Genomic DNA, 18797 nt, shown 5'->3' on the forward strand with positions numbered 1-18797 from the left:
CTTACGCGCGTCGACCGATGTCGGTGCGCACTGCGCTGGGCAGATGGCGCAAGAGTAGGGGATCGAAACAAAAAGTGCTGCGATGCGACGTGCGTCAAAAAACCGCCTTGTTTTATGCGAAATACGCTTATCGATGAGGCAAGCCGTTGTTGAATATCAAGTTTCTTTTGGCGGCTGATACGTGGCCGTGTGTGCCTCGTCGCGTGAGCTGCGTCAATCGACCGCGCTGCAGCAATGCGTTCCGCGCAGCCTCGCGCGGCAAGGTCGCGGGCGGTGTCTGTCGCCAGCCGACAATCGATCCATCCAAACCGACTTCGTCGGTGGGCGTGCTGGTCAGGCGATTTTTTTACTTCTACGATGCACGCTGCCGCGTGGCCGTTTCAGCTTTTTCTCTTCAGTATTCGTTGCGCATTATCCGTTCGCCATTCGTTTGGTGTTGATGTTATTTCGCGGCGGAATTTCTCAATAGGTCATGACTCATTGCCGCATTCGCACGGCGTTCTGTCATGCGTCGCGCGCATACTTCGTGAGCAGCGTCCGCTTCATCCACCTGCCGGCGACGGCAGACTTCATCGACAAGGAGTCAGCAGATGAGCACGATCAGAACGAAAGACGGTACCTCGATTTTCTACAAGGACTGGGGCCATGGCCGCCCGGTCGTGTTTTCGCACGGCTGGCCGCTGACCGCCGATGCGTGGGATGCGCAGATGCTGTTTCTCGGCAGCAAGGGCTTTCGCGTGATCGCGCACGACCGGCGCGGTCACGGCCGCTCGGAGCAGCCGTGGGACGGCAACGAGATGGACACCTACGCCGACGATCTCGCCGCGCTGATCGAACATCTCGATCTGCAGGACGCGACGCTGGTCGGCCATTCGACAGGCGGTGGCGAAGTTGCGCATTACATCGGCCGGCATGGCACGGGGCGCGTCGCGAAGGCTGTGCTGATCGGCGCGGTGCCGCCGCTGATGCTGAAGACCGCCGATAATCCGCTCGGCCTGCCGATCGACGTGTTCGACGGCATCCGCAAGGGCGTCGCGGACGATCGCTCGCAGTTCTTCAAGGATCTGGCCGTGCCGTTCTACGGCTACAACCGGGAGGGCGCGAAGGTGTCGCAGGGCGTGATCGATTCATTCTGGCGCCAGGGCATGGCCGGTTCGATCAAGGGGCTCTATGACTGCATCGAGCAGTTCTCCGAAGTCGACTACACCGAAGATCTGAAGAAGATCGACGTGCCGACCCTGGTGCTGCACGGCGACGACGACCAGATCGTGCCGATCGACGCAGCCGGCCGACGCACCGCGGAGATCGTCAAGAACGCAACGCTGAAGGTTTATCCGGGCGGCCAGCACGGCATGTGCACGGTGGAGGCCGACAAGGTCAATGCCGATCTGCTCGAATTCATCGGCGCCTGAGCGAACGTAACGATGTGATCTGTTGAGGGCGCGGGCGGCATACGGACGCCGCTCGCGTCGGACGCCACGCGCCCGCTGGCGTCGGGTAAATCCACTCCTGGAACAAAAATCCACTTCTAGTTATACGATGTCGCACGAACGCGACGTTCCTATGCCTTTGTTTTTTAACGAGGTACGAAACCGCCGCGCAGTAATTTAAGGGTAAATGCGGAGTTGAAATCCGCTTGTCGATCGTCGATAGTACGTTATCGTACAACTTGAGTGTGTTATGCGACGCGCGCAGCGCGATTCGCCGGCCGCTCAGATCCTCTGTCTGTTCTCTGAAGACCTCGCGCGCGGCGCAGTAAAAGGAACCCCTATGAAGAAGATTGCCCTGAGTGGCGCCGGCGGCCAGCTCGGCTCCGTGGTACGTGCTGAATTCGTCGCGCGTGGCGTGCCGTTGCGCTCGGCCGCGGGCTCCAAAGTACTGACGCCGCTCGTCGACGGCGAAGACGTGATGAACGGCGACCTGCGCGATCCGGCGGTGGTCGACCGTCTGCTGAACGGCGTGGACGTGCTGATCCATTTCGCCGGCACGAGCGTCGAGCGTCCGCTGCCCGAGATCATCGAGAACAACCTGCGCGGCCTCGTCGAAGTCTACGAAGGCGCGCGCCGCAACGGCGTGAAGCGCATCGTGTTCGCGAGCTCGAACCACGCGATCGGCATGTACCCGGTCACCGAGCATCTGAGCCTCGACTGCGAACTGCGCCCGGACGGCTTCTACGGCCTGTCGAAGGTGTGGGGCGAAGCGCTCGCGCGCATGTACTGGGACAAGCACGGCATCGAAAGCGTGTGCGTGCGGATCGGCAGCTGCCTCGAGCGTCCGACCGAGCAGCGCCATCTGAGCACCTGGTTCGGCCACAAGGATCTGATGCATTTCCTCGAGCGCTGCATCGAAGCGGAAGACGTCGGCTTCCTGACCATCTGGGGCGTGTCGGCCAATACGCGCAGCTGGTGGGACAACAGCGGCGCCGCGCGCCTTGGCTACGAGCCGAAGCAGAACGCCGAGGACTACGCGCAAGACATCCTGTCGCGCCCGAATCCGCTCGATGAGCTGTGCCAGCGCTACCAGGGCGGTAGCTTCGTCGGCATCGACTATTCGCGCAAGGCTTAAGTCCCGTTCGGTTTGACGGGCATTGCATCACGAGGAGTGGCAGCAATGAAGATCAAGGGTATTCGCTGGTGGATGGTCGCGCTGGTCGCGGCCGGCCTGATCATCAATTACCTGGCGCGTAACACGTTGTCGGTTGCGGCTCCGACGATGATGAAGGAGCTGAACATCACGACCGAGCAGTATTCGCACGTGGTCGTGGCGTGGCAGCTCTGCTATGCGTTCATGCAGCCGGTCGCCGGTTTCGTGCTCGACACGATCGGCACCAAGATCGGCTTCGCGGTGTTCGCGCTGGCGTGGTCGGTGGCTTGCGCGGCGGCTGCATGGGCGACGGGCTGGCGCAGCCTCGCCGTGTTCCGCGGTATCCTGGGTCTCGCCGAATCGGCCGGGATTCCGGCTGGCGTGAAGGCGACCAGCGAGTGGTTCCCGGCGAAAGAGCGTTCGGTTGCGATCGGCTGGTTCAACATTGGCTCGTCGATTGGCGCGCTGCTTGCGCCGCCGCTTGTCGTGTGGGCACTGTTTCACGGCCGCTGGCAACTCGCGTTCGTGATCGTCGGCGCGGCGGGTATCGTATGGAGCGTGCTGTGGATGATCATCTACAAGCATCCGCGCAACCAGAAGCTGCTGGGCAACGCGGAGCGCGACTACATTCTGAGCGGCCAGGAAGCGAAGCATCACGATGACATCAACACGCCGAAGCGCAACTGGCGCGCGATGCTGGCGAGCCGCGATTTCTGGGCGATCGGTATTCCGCGAATTCTGTCCGAGCCGGCCTGGCAAACGTTCAACGCGTGGATTCCGTTGTACATGATGACCGAGCGTCACATGAACCTGAAGGAAGTCGCGATGTTCGCGTGGATGCCGTTCCTCGCCGCCGACATCGGCTGCGTGCTCGGCGGTTATCTGAGCCCGCTGTTCCACAAGTACGCGAAGGTGTCGCTGTTCACGTCGCGCAAGATGGTGTTCGTGGTCGGTGCGCTGTTCATGGTCGGGCCGGCGTGCGTCGGTCTCGTCGAGAGCCCGTACATGGCGGTGGCGCTGCTGTGCGTCGGCGGCTTCGCGCACCAGACGTTGTCGGGTGCACTGTACGCGATCACCTCGGACATGTTCGGCAAGCACGAGGTCGCGACCGCGACGGGCATGGGCGGCATGGCTGGATATCTGGGCGCCGCGGCGTTCACCGCGCTGTTCGGTGTGCTCGTCACGCAGATCGGCTATAGCCCGCTGTTCGTCGTGCTGGCGGTGTTCGATCTGATCGCCGCGGTCGTGGTCTGCCTGATGGCCAGGAGTTCGGAAAAGATGCCGGAGCCGAAGTGGGCGTCGGCCGGTGCGGCGACGGCGAAGTAAGGCGAAGTGCGGTCGGCTTTAGTGGGCCGATGTTGTGAAAGAAGCGGCGCCCATGAGTGGGCGCCGTTTTTTTGTCGGTTTTGCGGCCGTTTGCAGGATGGCGCTGTTGCGCCGTGAGCGTTGCAGCCGGCAAGCAGATTAGTCGCCCAGCAGACGTTTTAATTCGTCAAAGAAGGATGCGGTAGTGTATCCCCACAATTTCGGATGGAAATTAAATCCATAATCTTCGTAAAACTTTTGGTCAAGATTTTCGCCTGCTTCTTTTTTATATTTATCTATTTCGCGTAGCGTCTCTGCAATTTCTTCTGTAGAACTGTCTCCCTTGAAGCATGATACAACCTGCTCCAGAGTGTCACCCCAGAGATCGCTATCTTGGTTGAGATATCCCCCGAACAGGACATAGAACTGGGGATATGATTCTTCGTTCATCATTTCAGTAGATAAGACGTCAAAATGTAATATGGCATTCCATTGTATTTCTCATATTTCAAGACAACCTGAACCGTACTCATACCCTTTACTTGCCCGGTTTCTCGGATAATTCCATAACCTACAGTTTTTCCAACGTTATGGAATAGAGTTAAAACATGTCTCGGATTTGATTGAGCCCAATTCCTGATTTTCAGTGTGTTGGATTCCATGGCATTGGAGATCGCCCATTCCGCCGTCGGTAAATCCCGAAACGACGATACTACTTCTCTTTTTGGTTCCAGGCGCAGCCGCTCGCGCAATTGCGCCTCAGTCCGCCCGACATGCTTTTCGATTGTATGCCCGCCGATCCGGCTACCGTCCTTTGCTTCGTGCTCCATCAGTCTGATCCGGCCCATCACGATCCGCGAAGTCCGTATAGCCTTGACCGAACTAGCGAAGCCAAACGGCACGACCATATCGAGCCACAGACCGATATTGTTCGCCATATCGGGACTGGCCTTCATCGCCTCGGCAAGTTTCGTCGTGCCCTGCTGGGTCAGCGTCGCCGTATCTCGCGCCGTCCAGATCTGACGCAAGCCAGCGGCCGCTGTGTCCGAGCCGTGTACGCCGAACACAACGCATCCGGCCTTGCTTGCCATGGTCGGCTCCGGCATCACACACAGCGCGCCGGCCCCGACCATTTCCAGCAGACCGCCGACAAGTTGCAATCCGCCCCATAGCCGGTTGGAAAGCATTTCGCTCTGGCTGATCGATTGGCGCGTTAGCACCGCCGCCAGTTGTGGCGCACTGAGTACGACGCGCACGCCATCCGAATCCTGGTTATATGACACTCCGGACTCCTCTGTCGTTGTTGGGGCTATCAAGCTAACAGCCGGGTGCAGAGCGAGGGAATGGGCGAAGGATGATTCTTGTGCCAGCCCGTGCGTCCCGATGGTTCGCTCGATCGGACGTTAGTTGGATTGGATGGCGCAAGGGCATGGGGCGAATGCCATGGCAGCCCGGCCACTACCCACGCCGTACGCTTTGACAGCCGCAAGAGGGGCGCGTAGCTCGCAATAAAATTGCGAAAGCATCGGCCGTTAATGAGGAGACGAAAGGTCGCGAGCTATGCTCACGCGTTGATGGTCATACGCTGGTTAGAAGCGCTGGATCAGGCGGCAATTCAGAGCGATGCCGCGGCGGAAGCCGTAATGGTCGACCGCGAGAAGAGCATCGCTCCCGATCAGACGACGAATTGCGATCGAGCCGGCCATCGGTCACATGCGGACAGACGGAAAACCCGATCGCAACTGTGAAGTGGCGCCGCGCAACAGCGCGCTTATGCGCTCTTCTGACCGATCTCGTGATTCGCGAGCACTTCGAGCGCGCGCACCATCGCCGAGTGGTCCCACGCCTTGCCGCCGTGCGCGACGCACGCGTTGAACAACGCCTGGCAGGTGGCGGTGTTCGGCAGCGACACGCCGAGCGCCTGCGCGGTCGACAGCGCGAGGTTCAGGTCCTTCTGGTGCAGTTCGATGCGGAAGCCCGGATCGAACGTGCGCCTGGTCATGCGCTCGCCGTGCACTTCGAGAATGCGCGACGATGCGAAGCCGCCCATCAGCGCCTCACGCACGCGCGCCGCATCGACACCCGCCTTCGACGCGAGCAGCAGCGCTTCGCCGACCGCCTCGATGGTCGCCGCGACGATCACCTGGTTGGCGACCTTGCACACCTGGCCCGCGCCGACCGCGCCGATCAGCGTGACGTTCTTGCCCATCATGTCGAACAGGGGCTTCACGCTGTCGAACGTGGCCTGTTCGCCCCCGACCATGATGGTCAGCGAGCCGGCCTTCGCGCCGACTTCGCCACCGGACACCGGCGCGTCGAGATAATCGGCACCGGATTCGCGCACGCGCGCCGCGAAATCGCGGGTCGCCATCGGCGAGATCGAGCTCATGTCGACGACGGTCTGGCCGGCGCGCAGCGCGCTCGCGAGGCCGTTCTCGCCGAACAGCACGCGTTCGACGTCCGGCGTGTCAGGCACCATGATGAAGATCACGTCCGCGTTGGCGGCGACCGCGGCGGGGTTGTCGCATGCGAGGGCGCCGGCCTGCGTGAGCTCGGCGGGCACGCCGCTACGCGTAAAGGCGGCGAGCGACACGCCGTTTTTCAGAAGGTTGGCGGCCATGGGCTTGCCCATGATGCCGAGTCCGATAAAGCCTGCTTTTTGCATGGAATGCTCCGAAGATGTCGTGGCGGCCGCGTTCAAGCCTCGCCCGCCGGTTTCTGCATGAAGTGTTTCTGTGCCGCCTGCGCGGCGCCCTTGAGCAGCCCGAGATCCGCGCAGACCGCGACGACGCGCGCGCCCATCGACAGATATCGTTCCGCGTCGGCCTGCAGCGGCGCGAGAATGCCGCTCGACTTGCCGGCCGCCTGCGCGCGCGCGAACACATGCGCGATCGCCTGCTGCACGTCCGGATGGCTCGCATTGCCGAGGTGGCCATACGACGCCGCGAGGTCGGACGGACCGATGAAGACCGCGTCGATGCCGTCCACCGCGAGGATGCTGTCGATATTCTCGACCGCCTTGCGGCTTTCGATCTGCGGAATCACGCAGACGTTGTCGTTGGCGATCGCGAAGTAGTCGGACACGGTGCCATAGCGATTGCCGCGATGGCCGACCGACACGCCGCGAATGCCCTGCGGCGGATAGCGTGTCGACGCGATCGCGCGGGCGGCGTCGTCGGCGCTGTCGACGAAGGGCACGAGGAAGTTCGAGAAGCCGCTGTCGAGAAAACGTTTGATCACGACGCTGTCGTTGGCCGGTGGTCGGACGACCGGTGCGCTGCCGCTGTCCTTGAGCGCCATCAACTGCGGGATCAGCGTGAGCACGTCGTTGGGCGCGTGTTCGGCGTCCAGCAGCATCCAGTCGAAGCCGACCGTGCCCAGCAGTTCAGTGGCGATCGGGCTGGCGAGCGACGCCCAGCAGCCGATCTGGGTTTTTCCCTCGCGCACCGCGCGCCGGAAGCGGTTGGGCAAGGATTCGTAAGGCGTGACGGCGGGCATGCGGTGTCTCCTCGAACTGCGATGGATCGGGAAAAGCTGCGACAATGCTAAACCGCGAAATGCGAGTTATAAGTCGTCGTATGACTGGCTGCAGATTAGCACCGCACGACCCGATTGTAATGGGCGAGTATACCCGTATGCCCCTGTCAGACAAGTGTTTCGGGTTGCATAGGGCCCCCGCGATGTTGTAGGATGACCTATATCTTTAGCCTTCATTAAAGGAAAGTCAAAAATGCCTATTACCGGCGAAATGCTGATCGGTCGCAAAGCCGTGCGCGGCGAAGAAAAACCGCTGCGCGCGTTCAATCCTGCCACGGGTTCCGAGATTGCCGAGCCGGTGTTCGGCAGCGGCACCGTCGAGAACGTCGAGCAGGCCTGCGCGCTCGCGCAACAGGCGTTCGACGCCTACCGTCAACTGCCGCTCGCAGTGCGCGCCGAGTTCCTGGACCGTATCGCTGACGGCATCACCGCGCTCGGCGACGAGCTGATCGAGCGCGCGCAGGCTGAATCGGGACTGCCGAAGGCGCGTCTGGAAGGCGAGCGCGGCCGCACCACCGGCCAGTTGAAGCTGTTCGCCCAGACGGTGCGCGCGGGCCAGTGGCTCAACGCTACGCTCGATTCGCCGCTGCCGGAGCGCAAGCCGCTGCCGCGCTCGGATCTGCGCATGCAGAAGATCGCGCTCGGTCCAGTCGCGGTGTTCGGCGCGAGCAACTTCCCGCTCGCGTTCTCGGTAGCGGGTGGCGACACCGCCGCGGCGCTGGCTGCTGGCTGCCCGGTCGTCGTGAAGGCGCATCGCGCTCACCTCGGCACGTCGGAGCTGGTCGGTCGCGTGATCCAGCGCGTCGCGCAGGAAATGGATCTGCCCGAAGGCGTGTTCTCGATGATCGTCGGCGCGGGTAACTCGGTCGGCGAGGCACTGGTTGCGCACCCGGCCATCAAGGCGGTCGGCTTCACCGGTTCGCGCGCGGGCGGCACTTCGCTGATGCGCGTCGCGGCGGCGCGTCCGGAGCCGATCCCGGTGTACGCTGAAATGAGCAGCATCAACCCGCTGTTCCTGCTGCCCAACGCTCTTGCGGCACGCGGCGACAGCATCGCGCGCGGTTTCGTCGACTCGCTCGTGCTCGGCGCGGGCCAGTTCTGCACCAACCCGGGCCTCGCCATCGCGATCGACAGCGACGCGCTGAAGGGCTTCGTCGCGACGGCATCGGAAGCGCTCGCGGCGAAGCCGGCGCAGACCATGCTGACCTCGGGCATTCACGCCGCGTATGAGGACGGCGAAGGCAAGCTGGCCGCAACGAAGGGCGTCGAAGTCGTGGCACGCGGCGTCGCCGCAACCGGCCCGACCCAGGCTTGCGCGGCGCTGTTCGTGACCGACGCGCAGACGTTCCTCGCGAACCCGGCGCTCGAAGACGAAGTGTTCGGCCCGGTGTCGACGATCATCCGCTGCAAGGACGAGCAGGAAATGCTGAAGGTCGCCGAACACTTCGCGGGCCAACTGACCGCGACGCTGCAGATGGACAGCGCCGACGTGGCGGCTGCGAAGAAGCTGGTGCCGATTCTCGAGCGCAAGGCCGGCCGGATTCTGGTCAACGGCTTCCCGACCGGCGTCGAAGTGTGCCACGCGATGGTCCACGGCGGCCCGTTCCCGGCAACGTCGGATAGCCGGGCGACCTCGGTCGGCACCACGTCGATCGACCGCTTCCTGCGCCCGGTCTGCTACCAGGACTTCCCGGCCGAGTTGTTGCCGGAAACGCTGGCCGACGGCAATCCGCTGGAACTGTGGCGTCGTCGCGATGGCGAACTCACGCGCGGTTAATCGCGTGACGCCGTCCTGAACGGATGCGTGCCCGGGCCGGCTGGCCGGGCGCGCATCGAAGGGAAGGGCGGACGCAATCGCAAGATAAAAAAACGGCCGGGAGATTCCCGGCCATTTTTTTCGCCCGCGAGCTTCGTGAGAATCAGCTGTTCGCTTCGCTCACTTCATTCGCGCGACGCAGCCGCTCGCGGCTATTCGACAGATGCATGCGCATCGCCGCGCGTGCGCCTTCGGCGTCGTGCCGGCTGATCGCATCGAGGATGCTTTCATGCTCGAGGTTCACGAGCGACAGATACGCATCAGGATCGGCGCGCGCGATGCCGGCCGAGTCGAGCCGGTTGCGCGGAATCAGCGCGCTGCCCATTTGCGACAGGATGTCGACGAAATAGCGGTTGCCGGTTGCGCGTGCGACCGAGATGTGGAACTGCAGGTCGGCCTGCACGCTGTCGAGCCCGTTGTGGCGCGTGGCCTCGATCGCGTCGAGCGCGGTGCGCATGCGCGCGAGGTCGTCCGGTTTCGCGCGTTGCGCGGCGAGACCGGCGCATTCGGTTTCGAGGCTGATGCGCAGCTCCAGAATGCACAGCACGTCGCGCAGCGTGGTGGCGGGCACCATGTCGATGCCGAGCTTTTCGCGTTGCGGCTCGAGCACGAAGCTGCCGATACCGTGCCGCGTCTCGATGACCTTGCCTGCCTGCAAGCGCGAGATCGCCTCGCGAATCACCGTGCGGCTCACGCTGAGTGTGCTCATCAGCTGCGATTCGGTGGGGAGTTTGTCGCCCGGCTTCAGCAAGTTGGCCGTGATCTGCTCGGTGACGTAGTTGACGACGAACTCGGCAAGATTGCGAGCGCGTCGTGGCGGTGCCGCGGATGCTAGTGGTGTAGCCATCGAAAACGCTCCTTGTTTGAAAGATCGCTGGGAATCGTGCATTTTTATTATATCGTCGTCTGACGACTGATTATATAAGGCCGAATCGTTTCCGGCCCAAATGTCACGTATATCGGCGCAGGCCCGAAGTTTGGCGCCTCGGCGCGGATAAATCGCGCGAGGCGCCGGGCCGGTCGGCGGAAGTACGATAACCGCGACGATAACCAAGCCTATAACGGGCTCACGCCGGGCGCAACTCGACCCGCCGGATATCCTTGACGATCACCAGATAGCTGATCACGGTCAGCAGCGCGTTCGCGCCGACGAACACCAGCGCGCCATTGAACGAGCCCGTGCGGGCGACGAGATAACCGATCACGATCGGCGTCACGATGCCGGCGATGTTGCCGAACATGTTGAAGATCGCGCCGGACAAGCCGAGCGCTTCCTTCGGCGAGGTATCGGCGACGACCGCCCAGCCGAGCGCGCCGATGCCCTTGCCGAAGAACGCGAGCGACATCAGCGCGACGACGACCCAGTCGGTCGACACGTAGTTGCAGCCGATGATGCAGGTCGACAGCAGCATGCCGCCGACGATCGGCACCTTGCGCGCGACGGTCAGCGAGCAGCCGCGGCGGATCATTCCGTCCGACAGCACGCCGCCGAGCACCCCGCCGAGAAAGCCGCAGATCGCCGGCAGCGAGGCCACGAGGCCCGCATGCAGGATCGTCATGCCGCGCGCCTGCACGAGGTAGATCGGAAACCATGTCAGGAAGAAGTAGGTCAGCACGTTGATGCAGTACTGCGCGAGATAGACGCCGAGCAGCATGCGGTTGCCGAGCAACTGACGCACGAGCGTCCAGCCGCCGGACTTCGAAACATCGTCCGGGCGCGTCTTGCGCGCACCGCTGACGAGGCCGCCACCTTGCTCGATGTACTCGAGCTCGGCGCGCGACACGCGCGGATGGTCGGCGGGATTCTTCATGACCTTCAGCCACGTCAGCGCGAGCAGCAGCCCGGCCACGCCCATTACGACGTAGACCATTTCCCACCCGAACGCGTGCGTGAGCCACGCCATCAGCGGCGTGAACACGACCGCGGCGAAGTATTGCGCGGCGTTGAAGATCGCCGACGCGGTGCCGCGCTCGTTGGTCGGGAACCAGCTCGCGACGACCTTCGCGTTCGCCGGGAACGCCGGCGACTCGGCCGCGCCCATCACGAAGCGCAGCGCGAACAGGCCGGTAATCGCCGCACCGGCGCTGCCGAGCAGGCCGACCGAGCTCTGCAGCAGCGTGAATAGCGACCACGAGAAGATGCTCGCCGCGTACACGCGGCGCGCGCCGAAACGGTCGAGCAGCCAGCCGGCCGGCAGTTGCGACAGCACGTAAGCCCAGCTGAATGCGGAAAAGATATAGCCCATGCGGATCGCGTCGAGGCTGAACGCGGTGCGCATTGCGGAACCGGTGACGGACAGCGTCGCGCGGTCGGCGTAGTTGAGGGTGGTGATCACAAAGATCAGCAGCAGGATCCCGTAGCGGACCTTGGTGCGTGCCGCGGCGCTAGAAGCGGCGTCGGTGGAACTGGCCGAGCGGCTCAAGTCCATGGGTCATCTCCTGTATTGTCGGGCGAGGTGTAGTCTGCACACCGGGTGGCCCGCAGACCACCTTGCCTGTCGGGCAAACACACGAACGCCCGGCGACGTTGCTGTGCCGGGCGTTCGCCACGCGGCCGTCCAGGCGGCCCTCATCGATGAGGCTCGCGAGCTACTTCGCTTGAAGCCCTGACGCCGGTGCCTTACTGCGGTCCGAGCTTCTTGATCAGCGCGTCGAGCTGCTCCATTTCTTCCGGCGTCAGATCGGTCAGCGGTGCGCGCACCGGACCTGCGTCGTGGCCGACCAGCTTCGCGCCAGCCTTGACGATGCTGACCGCGTAGCCGGCGCGGCGGTTGCGGATCTTCAGGTACGGCAGGAAGAATTCGTCGATCAGCTTGCCGACGGTCGCGTGGTCGTCAGCGGCGATCGCGCGGTAGAAGTCCATCGCGGTCTTCGGGATGAAGTTGAACACCGCCGACGAGTACACCGGCACGCCCAGCGCCTTGTAGGCGGCAGCGTAGACTTCCGCGGTCGGCAGGCCGCCGAGGTACGAGAAGCGCTCGCCGAGGCGGCGGCGGATCGTCACCATGTTTTCGATCTCGCCCACGCCGTCCTTGAAGCCGATCAGGTTCGGGCAACGGTCTGCCAGACGCTCGAGCATGTCGGCGTTGAGCTTCGAGTTGGCGCGGTTGTAGATGATCACGCCCATGCCCGGAACAGCCTTGCAGACCTCTTCGGCGTGCGCGGCGATACCGTCCTGGCTTGCTTCGGTCAGGTAGTGCGGCATCAGCAGGATGCCGTGCGCGCCGAGGCGCTGCGCTTCCTTCGCGTAGGCGATCGCCACGCGGGTCGGACCGCCGGCGCCGGCGAGGATCGGTACCTTGCCCTTGCAGACCTCGACCGCGGTCTTGACTACTTGCGTGTAGTCGTCTTGCGTCAGCGAGAAGAATTCGCCCGTGCCGCCGGCGACGAACAGCGCCGATGCGCCGTACGGAGCGAGCCATTCGAGACGCTCTGCGTAGGTGTCGGCGCGGAAGTCGCCTTTAGCGTCGAAGTCGGTGACGGGGAAGGACAGGAGGCCTTCCGAAACGATCTGCTTGAGTTCCTGCGGTGTCGTCATGATCAAAATATCCAGGCGTCGGATTGGGTTGTTGTTGGTTCCAACCAGTACAACGGACGTCGTACTAGTAGAAAATCTTTGGAAATCAGATTTCTTATACGTCATCGTACAACAACAAATCCGGTAACTCAACGGGGTTTTCGCGGCATAATTCACCCTATAGGGTAAATACGGAACATCCGGGCAAAACTTCATGTTGTAGGATGACGTATGATTTCTGGCGAAGCAGGTCTATCACGCCTCAAGGATCGATCAATGGAACAAACTCCGCTCTACATCCGCGTTCATCCCAATGACAATGTCGCGATCGTCGTCAACGACGGCGGTCTGGGCGAGGGCGCGGTATTCGCCGATGGCCTCAGGCTGCGCGAGCGTGTGCCGCAGGGCCACAAGGTCGCGGTGGCCGATCTCGCCGAGGGCGACGAGGTCATCCGCTATAACGTCGTGATCGGTTATGCGCTGAAGCCGCTGCCGAAGGGCAGCTGGATCAACGAACACGTGATCCGCATGCCGAGCCCGCCGGGACTCGAAGACCTGCCGATCGCCACCACCAAAGCGCCGGACATGCCGCCGCTCGAAGGCTATACGTTCGAGGGCTACCGTAACTCGGACGGCTCGGTGGGCACGCGCAACATCCTCGCGATCACGACCACCGTGCAGTGCGTCGCCGACGTCGTGCAACACGCGGTCACGCGCATCAAGGCCGAGCTGCTGCCGAAATATCCGAATGTCGACGATGTCGTCAGCCTCGGTCACACCTACGGCTGCGGCGTCGCGATCGACGCGCCCGACGCGATGGTGCCGATCCGCACCGTGCGCAACATCGCGCTGAACCCGAACTTCGGCGGCGAAGTGATGATGGTGAGCCTCGGCTGCGAGAAGCTGCAGCCCGAGCGTCTGATGCCGCCGGGAACGATTCCGATCGCGGCGGCGGCGGTCGTCGACGACGTCGCGGACATCGGTGATGTCGCGCTAGACCAGAACGGCGACGTCGTGGTGCTGCAGGACGAATCGCACGTCGGCTTCCAGTCGATGATCACGTCGATCATGAGGATGGCCGAAGGGCATCTGAAGCGCCTGAACAACCGCCGGCGCGAAACCTGTCCGGCGTCGGATCTGGTGATCGGCGTGCAGTGCGGCGGTAGCGACGCGTTCTCGGGCCTGACAGCGAACCCGGCCGTCGGATTCGCAACGGACCTGCTGGTGCGCGCCGGCGCGACCGTGATGTTCTCGGAAGTCACCGAAGTGCGCGACGGCGTCGATCAGCTGACCGCGCGCGCGGCCAATGCGGACGTCGCACAGGCGATCATCCGCGAGATGCAGTGGTACGACGATTACCTGAAGCGCGGCGGCGCGGACCGCAGCGCGAACACGACGCCCGGCAACAAAAAGGGCGGCCTGTCGAACATCGTCGAAAAGGCGATGGGCTCGATCATCAAGTCGGGCAACTCGGCGATCTCCGGCGTGCTGTCGCCGGGTGAGAAGGTCAATCAGAAGGGCCTGATCTACGCGGCGACGCCGGCCAGCGACTTCATCTGCGGCACGCTGCAGGTCGCCTCGGGCATCACGCTGCACGTGTTCACGACCGGCCGCGGCACGCCGTACAGCCTCGCCGAAGTACCGGTCATCAAGGTCGCGACGCGTTCGGACCTCGCGCGTCGCTGGCACGATCTGATGGACATCAACGCCGGCACGATCGCGACCGGCCAGTCCAGCATCGAGGAGGTGGGCTGGGAACTGTTCCGCCTGATGCTCGAAGTCGCGAGCGGCCGCAAGGAAACCTGCGCGGAGAAGCTCGGACTGCACAATGCGTTGACGCTGTTCAACCCGGCGCCGGTGACCTGAGCAGGCACCGTGCCCCGTCAATACTCAGGCGAGTGCTGGTCCAGCCGGCGTTCGCTGTTCCGTTCAGAAGACCCGATCGCAATCACAACAGCAAAGAGACATGACCGATTTGAACGTTGACCGCTCCGCGGCAAAGAAACCCTTCCGCCGTCTGCTGCTCACCGGCGCCGCGGGCAACCTCGGCAAGCAACTCCGTCCCGCGCTCGCGCAATGGGCCGACATCGTGCGCGTGTCCGATATCGCTGCGCTCGGCGAAGTCGCCGCGCACGAGGAAGCGGCCGTCGTCAATCTCGCCGATGAAGCAGCCGTGCACGCGCTGCTCGAAGGCGTGGACGCGGTGGTGCATCTCGGCGGCATCTCCGTCGAAGCGCCGTTCGAAGACCTGCTCGAAGCGAACATCCGCGGCCTCTACAACGTGTACTCGTCGGCGCAAAAGCATGGCGTGAAGCGCATCATCTACGCGAGCTCGAATCACGCGGTGGGTTTCCATTCGGTGACGTCGGTTCTCGATACCGAAGTGCCGCTGCGTCCGGACGGCATGTACGGCGTGACGAAGTGTTTCGGCGAATCGCTGTCGCGCTACTACTTCGACCGCTTCGGTCTCGAGACCGTGTGTTTGCGGATCGGCTCGTCGTTCGAGCAGCCGAAGACCGCACGCATGCTCGTCACGTATCTGAGCTACCGCGATTTCATCGAGCTCGTGCGCTGCTCGCTGTTCACGAACCGCGTCGGTCACGCGATCGTCTACGGCGTGTCGAACAACCGCATCTCGTGGGTCGACAACACGAACGCCGCGTTTCTCGGCTACCGTCCGCAAGACAGCTCGGCGCAGTTCGAACACCTGTTCCCACCGAGCGCCCCCGACACGCGCTTCGACGACCCGACCCAGCTGTACCAGGGCGGCCCGTTCGTGCTAGCCGGTCCGATGGAGCCGAAGCGGGAGCCTGAACAATGAGCGCGAATCCGCAAGTGGAGCGCTTCGAAGCGGCCGGTCCGTTGCCCGCGGCCACTGGTGAAAGCCCGGTCTGGCGCGCGGCCGAGCAGGCGCTGTACTGGGTCGACATTCCGGCGAAAAAGATCGTGCGCGGTTCGCTCGAGACAGGCAAGCGCACCGAATGGCTGCTGCCGGAGCAGGTTGCCTGCATCGCGTTCGATCACGCCGGCACCGTGCTCGCCGGCTGCGAAACCGGGTTGTTCGCGGTCTCGCTCGCGGACGCGTCGAAAGCGGCGAGCGGCGAGCCGCTGACAGTGTCGCTGCGCAAGCTCGCGGCGCCTGAATTCCCGCACGGCGGAATGCGTTTCAACGACGGCCGCTGCGACCGGCAAGGGCGTTTCTGGGCCGGCACGATGGTGATGGACATGGCCGCGGCGATCCCGGGCGGCGCGCTGTACCGCTACGACGAGAAGGGCGTGCTGTCAGCGCCGGTCGTCGATTCGCTGATCACGCAGAACGGCCTGGGCTGGTCGCCGGACGGCACGACGATGTATCTGTCCGACTCGCATCCGCTGCGCCGGCTGATCTGGGCGTTCGACTACGACGTCGACACCGGTGAGCCGCGCAACCGCCGCGTGTTCGCCGACCTGCATCACTATTCGGGCCGTCCGGACGGCGCGGCGGTCGATGCCGACGGCTGCTACTGGATCTGCGCGAACGACGCCGGTCTGCTGCTGCGTTTTACGCCGCAGGGCAAGCTTGACCGGCAGGTTCCGGTGCAGGCCATCAAGCCTGCCATGTGCGCGTTCGGCGGCCGCGATCTCGATACGCTGTTCGTCACCTCGATTCGTCCCGCCAACGGCGCGAGCGAGCACGACGGCCACGTGTTCGCGCTGCGGCCCGGCGTGAGCGGGCTGCCTGAGCCCGAATTCGCAGGGCAACTGTAACGTTGCTTGCATGAAGCATGCGCCGGGATGAAATTTTTCTCCCGGCGTTTTCATTTTTCAGGACCATTCGTGTGGCCCTTTATTTGTCACTCGTCGTACAACGTGTTGTGTGAAGACCACGCCGCCACGTATTTTTTCAGCAAAAATACCACAGCTTCGCAGACTGTACCGATTCCGTCCCCATCCAATGCCGGACGGCGCGGGACCTTGTGGCATGCCACGCCGGTCATCCATACCGGCGCTTTTCTTGATGCGGGTAAATACCGTCTGTACAAGATAAAACCCCTTTTATAGACTTCGTATGTTGTCGTACAACATATAAGCCCAAACAAAAGGCTTTCTGTGTTGGTGTGACAGTGCAATTCGGTGGGTTTTCAAGGCATTCGTGCCGCCGCGGTCGATGCGGCATGCATGTCCGAAGCCGGCCGGCGTGATTGAAGTAAGTAGTCGAGTTGTCGACTGGAGTGCTGGGTCAACTGTGCCGGGGAAGTCGCACAGCCAGTACGGCCAACGCCCGCACCTGCGAAGGCAGTGAGCGTGAAGCCGGAGACGCGTCAAAACCATGTCACATCCGCTGTTGCTGGGATGGCCTATTTTTCAAGGAATGTCACGATGAACAAGAAGTTTGCCTCTTCCCATGTTTCGATGATCGTCGCGGCCGCGGCGTTGACGTTCAGCACGATGTCGGCTGAAGCGCGCGTGTTCCGCGTCGCCGATGTGCACGGCGACACCTTCCCGACCAACATGGCCGTGAAGTACATGGGCGAGGAGATCAGCAAGGCGACCGGCGGCAAGGACTCCGTGAAGGTGTTCGGCAACAGCGCGCTCGGTTCGGAAAACGACACGATCGACCAGGTCCGTATCGGCGCGCTCGACATGGCCCGTGCCAACGGTGCTGCGTTCAACGAAATCGTGCCGGAATCGATGATCCCGTCGCTGCCGTTCCTGTTCCGCGACGTCGACCATTTCCGCAAGGTCATGTACGGTCCGGAAGGCCAGAAGATCCTCGACGCCTTCACCGCGAAGGGCATGATCGCACTGACGTTCTACGAGAGCGGCGCACGCTCGATGTACGCGAAGAAGGCGATCAAATCGCCGGCTGACATGAAGGGGCTGAAGGTCCGCGTGCAGCCGTCCGACCTGATGGTCGACGAAATCAAGGCAATGGGCGGCACGCCGACCCCGATGCCGTTCTCGGAAGTCTATACGGGCCTGAAGACCGGCCTCGTCGACGGCGCCGAAAACAACCTGCCGTCGTACGAAGAAACCAAGCACTTCGAAGTCGCTCAGGTCTACTCGGAGACCCAGCATTCGATGACGCCGGAAGTGCTGGTGTTCTCGAAGAAGGTGTGGGACACGCTGTCGCCGCAAGAGCAGCAGATCATCAAGAAGGCCGCGGCTGACTCGGTGCCGTACTACCAGAAGCTGTGGACCGCGCGCGAAGCCGACGCACAGAAGGCCGTCACGAAGGGTGGCGCAACGGTCATCGCGGCTTCGCAGATCGACCGCGCGGCTTTCGTGAAGGTGATGCAGCCTGTGTGGGCGAAGTACGAAAAGACCCCGCAGATGAAGCAGATCGTCGACGAGATCGAAGCAATCAAGTAAGTCACGCGTCCCGGACGCAATCAGCAATAGCAACGCTTGTCGCAACAGCGGCGTGAATGGTCCCGCGAGGAAACTCGCGAGACCTTCCGCCGCGCGATTTCGCGCGCGCGTGCGGATCGCGTCGCATCGGGACGGCTGAATCTCAAGCACAGGTCGGTCGTAAGCAAGGACAGGGTCATGAGTTTCCTGAAACGCCCAAATGATTTTCTTTTTCGCGTGCTGCTGGTCGTGGCGTCGCTTAGCCTCGCCGTACTTTGCCTGCTCGTGATTTATAGCGTGGTGATGCGCTACGTGTTTAGCGACGCGCCCGATTTCGTTGAGCCCATCGCATTGCTGCTGGTGATCCTGATCGCGATGTTCGGCGCCGCGCTGAAGGTTCGCGAGGGCGGTCACATCGGACTCGACTCGCTCGTCAAGAAATTGCCCGAGAAAGGCCAGGTGATCGCGAAAGGGATCCAGCACCTGTGTCTGGTCGCTTTCGCGGTGGCGGTCTTCGTCGGTTGCCTCGAGATGGCGGAAACCACGATGGGCGACCGCATTCCGATCATCGGCGTGCCGGAAGGCGTGCGCTACTGCATCCCGATCTTCGCGAGTGTGTGCATCGCGTTGTTCTCGATCGAGCATCTGCTCGAGCTCTTCGCGGGGAAACGGGAAGAGCCGGCGCTCGAACTCTCCGCCACGGAATAA

The 18797-nt window shown here is 62.9% G+C and carries 17 protein-coding genes and 1 pseudogene; 11 read left to right on the forward strand and 7 right to left on the reverse strand.

All coding sequences use genetic code 11. The annotated features are described in order from the left end of the window. The first annotated feature begins 590 nt into the window (after positions 1-590). The 3 genes from OKW29_RS11015 to OKW29_RS11025 all read left to right on the forward strand — a co-directional run bounded on the left by OKW29_RS11015 (position 591) and on the right by OKW29_RS11025 (position 3909). On the forward strand, positions 591-1412 hold the full coding sequence (locus OKW29_RS11015; RefSeq protein ID WP_018420811.1) for an alpha/beta fold hydrolase: 822 nt from the start codon (positions 591-593) through the stop codon (positions 1410-1412). A 358-nt stretch (positions 1413-1770) separates the two neighbouring features. Then, positions 1771-2565 carry an NAD-dependent epimerase/dehydratase family protein gene (locus tag OKW29_RS11020; RefSeq protein WP_184067005.1) on the forward strand — a complete coding sequence of 265 codons (795 nt, stop codon included), beginning with the start codon at positions 1771-1773 and terminating at the stop codon, positions 2563-2565. A gap of 45 nt (positions 2566-2610) precedes the next feature. Then, a complete protein-coding gene (locus OKW29_RS11025; RefSeq protein WP_429291067.1) occupies positions 2611-3909 on the forward strand; it encodes an MFS transporter in 1299 nt (432 codons plus the stop codon). Between the two features lie 138 nt (positions 3910-4047). Here the strand turns inward: OKW29_RS11025 and OKW29_RS11030 are convergent, their stop codons facing one another. Both OKW29_RS11030 and OKW29_RS11035 read right to left on the reverse strand, forming a co-directional pair. After that, positions 4048-4341: a contact-dependent growth inhibition system immunity protein gene (locus OKW29_RS11030; RefSeq protein ID WP_184067044.1), complete on the reverse strand. Its 294-nt coding sequence runs from the start codon at positions 4339-4341 to the stop codon at positions 4048-4050. Continuing rightward, positions 4338-5171, reverse strand: a complete 834-nt coding sequence (locus OKW29_RS11035; protein ID WP_184069197.1) for an RNase A-like domain-containing protein — start codon at positions 5169-5171, stop codon at positions 4338-4340. The genes OKW29_RS11030 and OKW29_RS11035 overlap by 4 nt, the downstream gene beginning before the upstream one ends. A 290-nt stretch (positions 5172-5461) precedes the next feature. Between OKW29_RS11035 and OKW29_RS11040 the strand changes: the two are divergent. After that, a pseudogene (locus OKW29_RS11040) lies at positions 5462-5631 on the forward strand (IS5/IS1182 family transposase); the annotation flags it as partial. 28 nt (positions 5632-5659) lie between these two features. On the opposite strand, the gene OKW29_RS11045 reads toward OKW29_RS11040, so the two are convergent. Both OKW29_RS11045 and garL read right to left on the reverse strand, forming a co-directional pair. Then, positions 5660-6589, reverse strand: a complete 930-nt coding sequence (locus tag OKW29_RS11045; protein WP_260336498.1) for a 2-hydroxy-3-oxopropionate reductase — start codon at positions 6587-6589, stop codon at positions 5660-5662. Further along, on the reverse strand, positions 6586-7386 hold the full coding sequence (gene garL, locus OKW29_RS11050; protein WP_429291068.1) for a 2-dehydro-3-deoxyglucarate aldolase: 801 nt from the start codon (positions 7384-7386) through the stop codon (positions 6586-6588). Before garL ends, OKW29_RS11045 begins: the two co-directional genes overlap by 4 nt. Positions 7387-7618: 232 nt before the next feature. On the opposite strand from garL, the gene OKW29_RS11055 reads away from it, so the two are divergent. After that, a complete protein-coding gene (locus OKW29_RS11055) occupies positions 7619-9202 on the forward strand; it encodes an aldehyde dehydrogenase (NADP(+)) (RefSeq protein WP_429291069.1) in 1584 nt (527 codons plus the stop codon). A 142-nt stretch (positions 9203-9344) separates the two neighbouring features. Here the strand turns inward: OKW29_RS11055 and OKW29_RS11060 are convergent, their stop codons facing one another. The 3 genes from OKW29_RS11060 to kdgD all read right to left on the reverse strand — a co-directional run bounded on the left by OKW29_RS11060 (position 9345) and on the right by kdgD (position 12779). Continuing rightward, the gene (locus OKW29_RS11060; RefSeq protein ID WP_429291070.1) at positions 9345-10088 is read right to left on the reverse strand and encodes a FadR/GntR family transcriptional regulator; all 744 of its coding nucleotides are present in this window, start codon (positions 10086-10088) and stop codon (positions 9345-9347) included. A gap of 220 nt (positions 10089-10308) precedes the next feature. Next, positions 10309-11670 carry an MFS transporter gene (locus tag OKW29_RS11065; protein ID WP_429291071.1) on the reverse strand — a complete coding sequence of 454 codons (1362 nt, stop codon included), beginning with the start codon at positions 11668-11670 and terminating at the stop codon, positions 10309-10311. Between the two features lie 191 nt (positions 11671-11861). Beyond that, complete coding sequence (kdgD, locus tag OKW29_RS11070) at positions 11862-12779, reverse strand: 5-dehydro-4-deoxyglucarate dehydratase (RefSeq protein ID WP_184069212.1); 918 nt, start codon at positions 12777-12779, stop codon at positions 11862-11864. Positions 12780-13034: 255 nt separating this feature from the next. On the opposite strand from kdgD, the gene garD reads away from it, so the two are divergent. From garD to OKW29_RS11100, 6 genes are all read left to right on the forward strand, one after another. After that, on the forward strand, positions 13035-14624 hold the full coding sequence (garD, locus tag OKW29_RS11075) for a galactarate dehydratase (RefSeq protein WP_090806085.1): 1590 nt from the start codon (positions 13035-13037) through the stop codon (positions 14622-14624). A 100-nt stretch (positions 14625-14724) separates the two neighbouring features. Beyond that, the gene (locus tag OKW29_RS11080) at positions 14725-15579 is read left to right on the forward strand and encodes an NAD-dependent epimerase/dehydratase family protein (protein ID WP_429291072.1); all 855 of its coding nucleotides are present in this window, start codon (positions 14725-14727) and stop codon (positions 15577-15579) included. Next, positions 15576-16505: an SMP-30/gluconolactonase/LRE family protein gene (locus OKW29_RS11085; RefSeq protein ID WP_429291073.1), complete on the forward strand. Its 930-nt coding sequence runs from the start codon at positions 15576-15578 to the stop codon at positions 16503-16505. The genes OKW29_RS11080 and OKW29_RS11085 overlap by 4 nt, the downstream gene beginning before the upstream one ends. Before the next feature lie 27 nt (positions 16506-16532). Then, on the forward strand, positions 16533-16799 hold the full coding sequence (locus OKW29_RS11090; RefSeq protein ID WP_429291074.1) for a hypothetical protein: 267 nt from the start codon (positions 16533-16535) through the stop codon (positions 16797-16799). A gap of 351 nt (positions 16800-17150) precedes the next feature. After that, positions 17151-18110 carry a TRAP transporter substrate-binding protein gene (locus OKW29_RS11095; protein WP_429292485.1) on the forward strand — a complete coding sequence of 320 codons (960 nt, stop codon included), beginning with the start codon at positions 17151-17153 and terminating at the stop codon, positions 18108-18110. 177 nt (positions 18111-18287) lie between these two features. Next, positions 18288-18797 carry a TRAP transporter small permease gene (locus tag OKW29_RS11100; RefSeq protein ID WP_035470962.1) on the forward strand — a complete coding sequence of 170 codons (510 nt, stop codon included), beginning with the start codon at positions 18288-18290 and terminating at the stop codon, positions 18795-18797.

The organism is Paraburkholderia sp. CI3 (assembly GCF_050436505.1).
GTDB lineage: Bacteria > Pseudomonadota > Gammaproteobacteria > Burkholderiales > Burkholderiaceae > Paraburkholderia > Paraburkholderia tuberum.

Excerpts from the sequence above, each read along its gene's own strand:
- OKW29_RS11015 (WP_018420811.1), top strand. The coding sequence starts at position 591 with ATGAGCACGATCAGAACGAAAGACGGTACCTCGATTTTCTACAAGGAC.
- OKW29_RS11020 (WP_184067005.1), top strand. The coding sequence starts at position 1,771 with ATGAAGAAGATTGCCCTGAGTGGCGCCGGCGGCCAGCTCGGCTCCGTG.
- OKW29_RS11025 (WP_429291067.1), top strand. The coding sequence starts at position 2,611 with ATGAAGATCAAGGGTATTCGCTGGTGGATGGTCGCGCTGGTCGCGGCC.
- OKW29_RS11030 (WP_184067044.1), bottom strand. The coding sequence starts at position 4,341 with ATGATGAACGAAGAATCATATCCCCAGTTCTATGTCCTGTTCGGGGGA.
- garL (WP_429291068.1), bottom strand. The coding sequence starts at position 7,386 with ATGCCCGCCGTCACGCCTTACGAATCCTTGCCCAACCGCTTCCGGCGC.
- OKW29_RS11055 (WP_429291069.1), top strand. The coding sequence starts at position 7,619 with ATGCCTATTACCGGCGAAATGCTGATCGGTCGCAAAGCCGTGCGCGGC.
- OKW29_RS11060 (WP_429291070.1), bottom strand. The coding sequence starts at position 10,088 with ATGGCTACACCACTAGCATCCGCGGCACCGCCACGACGCGCTCGCAAT.
- OKW29_RS11065 (WP_429291071.1), bottom strand. The coding sequence starts at position 11,670 with ATGGACTTGAGCCGCTCGGCCAGTTCCACCGACGCCGCTTCTAGCGCC.
- kdgD (WP_184069212.1), bottom strand. The coding sequence starts at position 12,779 with ATGACGACACCGCAGGAACTCAAGCAGATCGTTTCGGAAGGCCTCCTG.
- garD (WP_090806085.1), top strand. The coding sequence starts at position 13,035 with ATGGAACAAACTCCGCTCTACATCCGCGTTCATCCCAATGACAATGTC.
- OKW29_RS11080 (WP_429291072.1), top strand. The coding sequence starts at position 14,725 with ATGACCGATTTGAACGTTGACCGCTCCGCGGCAAAGAAACCCTTCCGC.
- OKW29_RS11085 (WP_429291073.1), top strand. The coding sequence starts at position 15,576 with ATGAGCGCGAATCCGCAAGTGGAGCGCTTCGAAGCGGCCGGTCCGTTG.
- OKW29_RS11090 (WP_429291074.1), top strand. The coding sequence starts at position 16,533 with ATGAAATTTTTCTCCCGGCGTTTTCATTTTTCAGGACCATTCGTGTGG.
- OKW29_RS11095 (WP_429292485.1), top strand. The coding sequence starts at position 17,151 with ATGATCGTCGCGGCCGCGGCGTTGACGTTCAGCACGATGTCGGCTGAA.
- OKW29_RS11100 (WP_035470962.1), top strand. The coding sequence starts at position 18,288 with ATGAGTTTCCTGAAACGCCCAAATGATTTTCTTTTTCGCGTGCTGCTG.